At 63.3% G+C, this 4,089-nt stretch carries 5 protein-coding genes and 1 pseudogene; 3 read left to right on the forward strand and 3 right to left on the reverse strand.

Annotated features, from left to right (window positions below):
* On the forward strand, positions 1-491 hold a 491-nt coding region (locus ACFOHJ_RS23590), incomplete at its 5' end, for a DMT family transporter (RefSeq protein WP_378225405.1).
* Here ACFOHJ_RS23590 and ACFOHJ_RS23595 read toward each other — a convergent pair.
* Complete coding sequence (locus ACFOHJ_RS23595) at positions 488-1,222, reverse strand: UTRA domain-containing protein (protein ID WP_378225412.1); 735 nt, start codon at positions 1,220-1,222, stop codon at positions 488-490. The two genes, ACFOHJ_RS23590 and ACFOHJ_RS23595, sit on opposite strands and share 4 nt — an antisense overlap.
* 113 nt (positions 1,223-1,335) lie before the next feature.
* Complete coding sequence (locus ACFOHJ_RS23600; protein ID WP_378225406.1) at positions 1,336-1,815, reverse strand: RidA family protein; 480 nt, start codon at positions 1,813-1,815, stop codon at positions 1,336-1,338.
* Between the two features lie 318 nt (positions 1,816-2,133).
* On the opposite strand from ACFOHJ_RS23600, the gene ACFOHJ_RS23605 reads away from it, so the two are divergent.
* Together ACFOHJ_RS23605 and ACFOHJ_RS23610 are read left to right on the forward strand one after the other, a co-directional pair.
* The gene (locus tag ACFOHJ_RS23605) at positions 2,134-2,889 is read left to right on the forward strand and encodes a creatininase family protein (protein ID WP_378225408.1); all 756 of its coding nucleotides are present in this window, start codon (positions 2,134-2,136) and stop codon (positions 2,887-2,889) included.
* 27 nt (positions 2,890-2,916) lie between these two features.
* A complete protein-coding gene (locus ACFOHJ_RS23610; protein ID WP_378225410.1) occupies positions 2,917-3,735 on the forward strand; it encodes a transporter substrate-binding domain-containing protein in 819 nt (272 codons plus the stop codon).
* Here ACFOHJ_RS23610 and ACFOHJ_RS23615 read toward each other — a convergent pair.
* A pseudogene (locus ACFOHJ_RS23615) lies at positions 3,644-4,089 on the reverse strand (hypothetical protein); the annotation flags it as partial. The gene ACFOHJ_RS23610 and the pseudogene ACFOHJ_RS23615 overlap by 92 nt on opposite strands.

The following is a 4,089-nucleotide window of genomic DNA, read 5'->3' on the forward strand; positions in this document are numbered from 1 at the left end:
CCCTCCAAGGCAGCGACGGCGGAACGCTCGCCGGCGACCTGCTCATGGTCGCGGCCGTCGTCGCATGCGGCCTGGGCTATGCCGAGGGCGCCACCCTGTCCCGGCGTCTCGGCGGCTGGCAGGTGATCTCCTGGGCTCTCCTTCTATCGCTGCCGGTCATGGGCATCCTGACCCTGCTCACCTGGCCCGGGACGTTCGGCGACGTCACGGTTCCCGGCTGGCTCGGCCTCGGTTACGTCTCGGTGTTCAGCATGATGGTGGGCTTCATCTTCTGGTACCGCGGCCTCGCCCTCGGCGGCATTGCCGGCGTCGGCCAGTTGCAGCTTCTCCAGCCTTTCTTCGGCTTCCTGCTGGCAGCGGTCTTCCTTGGCGAGCCCATCGCCTGGACCATGATCATGTCCACCGTGATCATCGTCGCCTGCGTCGCCGGAGCGAAACGCTTCGCTGATCCTGCGCCACCGGACGGTGCGAGGACGAGGCAAAGGGCCTAAATGTTGGAAAGGGCATAGGTGCCGTGGAGGCTGTGCTTCCGACCATCGAAAATCTGCCGGACTTGCGACATGATCTGGCCGTTGCGCTTCGTGCGCCGCTCGATCACGAGGCAGGCCCTTCCCTCCGGCAACCCGAGTATCCGGGCCTGATCGGCGTCGGCATTGATGCAGCTTATGCGGTGATCCGATTCCGTCCAGGGGATGTGCATCAACAGCCATGAGCTCGGCGGCGTCGTCGTGAAATCCACGATCGACGCCTCGGGGACCGACGCGACGTTGATGAGGCGGTCCTCGAACGCAAAGGGCACGCCGTCGGCCAGATGGCGGCAGGTGATCGCGATCACCGTCGTGCGCGTCGCCTCGCCGAGCCGCCTGGAGTCGTCCTTGTTGGCAACGCGCCGGTTGAGCGTAAGCAGTTCATAGCCATAGCTTTGCTGGCTGGAAACGATCTCGGCCTTGACGTCGGGCAGCTTGAGCACGGTTGCATGCGTGCCCGGATAGGCAACGAAGGAACCCAAGCGGCGGCGGCGCTCGATCAGGCCGCTTTCGACCAGCCGCGAAAGCGCATTGTGGACGGTCATCCGCGAGCATCCGTAGATGTCCATCAGTTCCCGCTCGAACGGAATCCTGAATCCGGGCGGCCATTTGCCCGACAGAATGTTCAGTTCGATATCCGCTCGGATACGCTGGTTCAGCGGGCTGTGCCGCTCGGCGACCTTTTCGTCCACGATTCCGCCTCGTCGTTCGGCCGGCCGCCAGGGGCGCCCGTCTTCCACATTCCGAAGATGCTCGGGCGGCACAGTAGCGCGGAACGCTTGTCGTGCGCAAAGGCGGCGGGCAATCCTTACGCCAGCAGGACCTCGGCTTCGACTTCCACGGGAATGCCGAAAGGAAGTTCGGCGACGCCGATGGCGGAGCGCGCATGGCGCCCGCGCTCGAGGCCATAGACCTCGATGATCACGTCGGAAAAACCATTGATGACTTCGGGGATGCGGGCGAAGCCCGGGGTGCAGTTCACCATGCCGAAGACGCGCGCCCAGCCCGCCACGCGGTCGAGATCCCCCAGTTCCCGCTCGAGGTTGGCCAGCACGGCGTAAGCCGTGTCCCGCGCGGCGGCATACGCTTCCTCGAACGAAACCTCGGCGCCGACCCGGCCCTTGCTTTTCGAATAAAGACCGTCGCCGCTGGCCGGCCCGTGGCCCGAGATCAGCGCGCGGTTCCCCAGCACCCGTACCCACGGAAAAGGCAATTCGCCATCCGGCAAACGAATCGGCGCCGGAAGGACGACGCCCATGGTCCTCAGTTTTTCAGAAATCAGTCCCATTTCTACTCTTGGCCTGCTCTATGTAAACTTTCCCTGCTCGACAGGTTTCCACCCAAGCCTGTCGAACAGCGTTATTCCACCAGAAAATTTGCCGACGGATTCACGCCTATGCTTTCGCGTACAAGGCTCAATATGTATAGGCAAATACGAAAATTCCGTCAACCTGCAGCGACCTGCCCAAAACCCCACCGGTTCCGCAAAAAGACGGCGATAGTAGGTCCGCACGACAATCACATCCCAGCTTGACGCGCCCCGTAAAATCCATTTGTATAGACAAGTGAAAGAGATTTTCGACCGCGCTGCCGGAGGAGAAGTTTCATGAGTGGCATTATCGAGCTCGGGCGCCTGACCCGCAAAGACGTCAAGGAATTGGCGCCAAAGGCTATTGTCGTCCTGCCGATCGGCTCGACCGAGCAGCATGGCGAGCATCTTCCCCTGCTGACCGACGCCCTGATTGCAGACACCATCTGCCGGCGGGCGCTTGCGGTCGTCGATACCCCCAGCCCGGTCGTGCTGGCGCCGCTCATGCCCTTCGGCAATTCCCACCATCACCTGTTCGCCTGCGCCATCTCGCTCAGCGCCGATACCTATGTCAGGGTCCTGCGCGATATCTGCTCTACCCTCAGCCGTTCGGGCTTTGAACGCATCCTGTTCGTCAACGGCCACGGCGGAAACGACCAGGCCATGCGCCTCGTCTCGAACGACGTCGTGCTCGACCTGCCGCTGACGGTGGCGGCCTGCTCCTACTGGACGCTGACTTCGGTCACCCCCGACGCCCCTCAAGTGCAGGGCGGCCATGCGGGCGTCTACGAGACGGCGGTGATGCAGCACATCGCGCCGGACCTCGTCGGCACGCCCGGCGCCCATCTCGGGGATACGCCGGCCTTCTTCGACCAGGTGTTGAGCAACGGCCTTCTGGTGAACCGCCACAACGAATGGGCGCGGATCGGCGGGGTGACGGAACGTCCCGATGCCGCAACAGAGGAAATGGGCCGGCTTATCGTCGAAGACCGCGCACAGGCGCTGGCCGCGGCGATCGCGAGTTTCGACGCGGCTTCAAAGAAAGACAACTGAACAGGAAGGTCCAGCGAGGAGAACCACATGACCTTTTCCAAAATGCTCACATCCGCCCTGGCCGGCGTCGCGCTTCTGGCGCTCGCCGGCCCGGCAAATGCCGACCAACTGGCCGACATCAAGGCCGCCGGCAAGATCGTAACCTCGGTCGACATGCACTTCACGCCCTTCGGCATGGTCGTCGACGGCAAGTACGAAGGTCTCAACAAGGACCTGTTCGACGAAGTCGCGAAGGAACTCGGCGTCGAGCCGGTCTACCAGGACATCCCCTGGCCGGCCCAGCTGCCAGGCATGGAGGTCAAGAAGTTCGACATCGTCACCACCGCGGCGGCGATTACCCCGGAGCGACTCGAGCGCTACGCGTTCACCCTGCCGGTCGTCTATGCACCGGTCGGACTCATCCGTGCGGCGGGAAATAACGACATCCGCAAGCCGGAAGACATCAAGGGCAAGGTGGCAGGCGCGATCCAGGGCTCCACGCAGGCCAAGAAGCTGCGGGCGTTCAGCGACGAGATCGGCGGCGTGGACATCCGGGAATACGGCACGATCGACGAGGCCTATGCCGACCTGGTAGCCGGGCGGCTGGATGCCGTGGCGGGAACGCTTCCCATCCTGGCCTATCTGGTCACGAAACGCCCGGAAAGCTTCGCGCTTCTGGAGCCGGCCGAAATCGGCGACCCCGACTATCTCGCCTGGGTGGGCCGCAAGGACGAGGACAGCGCCTCGCTGATGAAGGCGATCGACGACGCCATCCTCAAGATGACGGACGACGGCCGCATGAAAGCCATCCAGGAGAAGTGGCTCGGCACCTATACCGAACTGCCGCGCGAAGTGCCGACGAAATAAGCGAGAACGGGCGGGGCATTCCCCGCCCTTTTTCGTGGGCTCGCCCAACGATCTCCACTAAAGCATTCTCGCGCGGGCGCATGACGGTCAGGTCGGATTCGATGCCGCCGCGCTTGTTGAGCAGTTGCGTGTAGATGACCGAACCGATGCCGCGGTCGAGATTGGCTGCCGCCAGCCATTGCAGGTAGGCGAACGCGCCGGGACCCGAAATCTCGAATTTCGAGAAGGACGACTGGTCGACCAGCGCCACATCCTCGCGCACGGTCTTGTGCTCACGGCCGATGACTTCCGCATAGGGCGCGCGCTCAAAGGTTTCCAGCGGGGGTTTCTGCTCGCCGGCCTGCAGAAAATAGT

Origin of the sequence: Aquamicrobium soli (assembly GCF_042646345.1) — a bacterium.
Classification (GTDB): Bacteria; Pseudomonadota; Alphaproteobacteria; order Rhizobiales; family Rhizobiaceae; genus Mesorhizobium; species Mesorhizobium soli_A.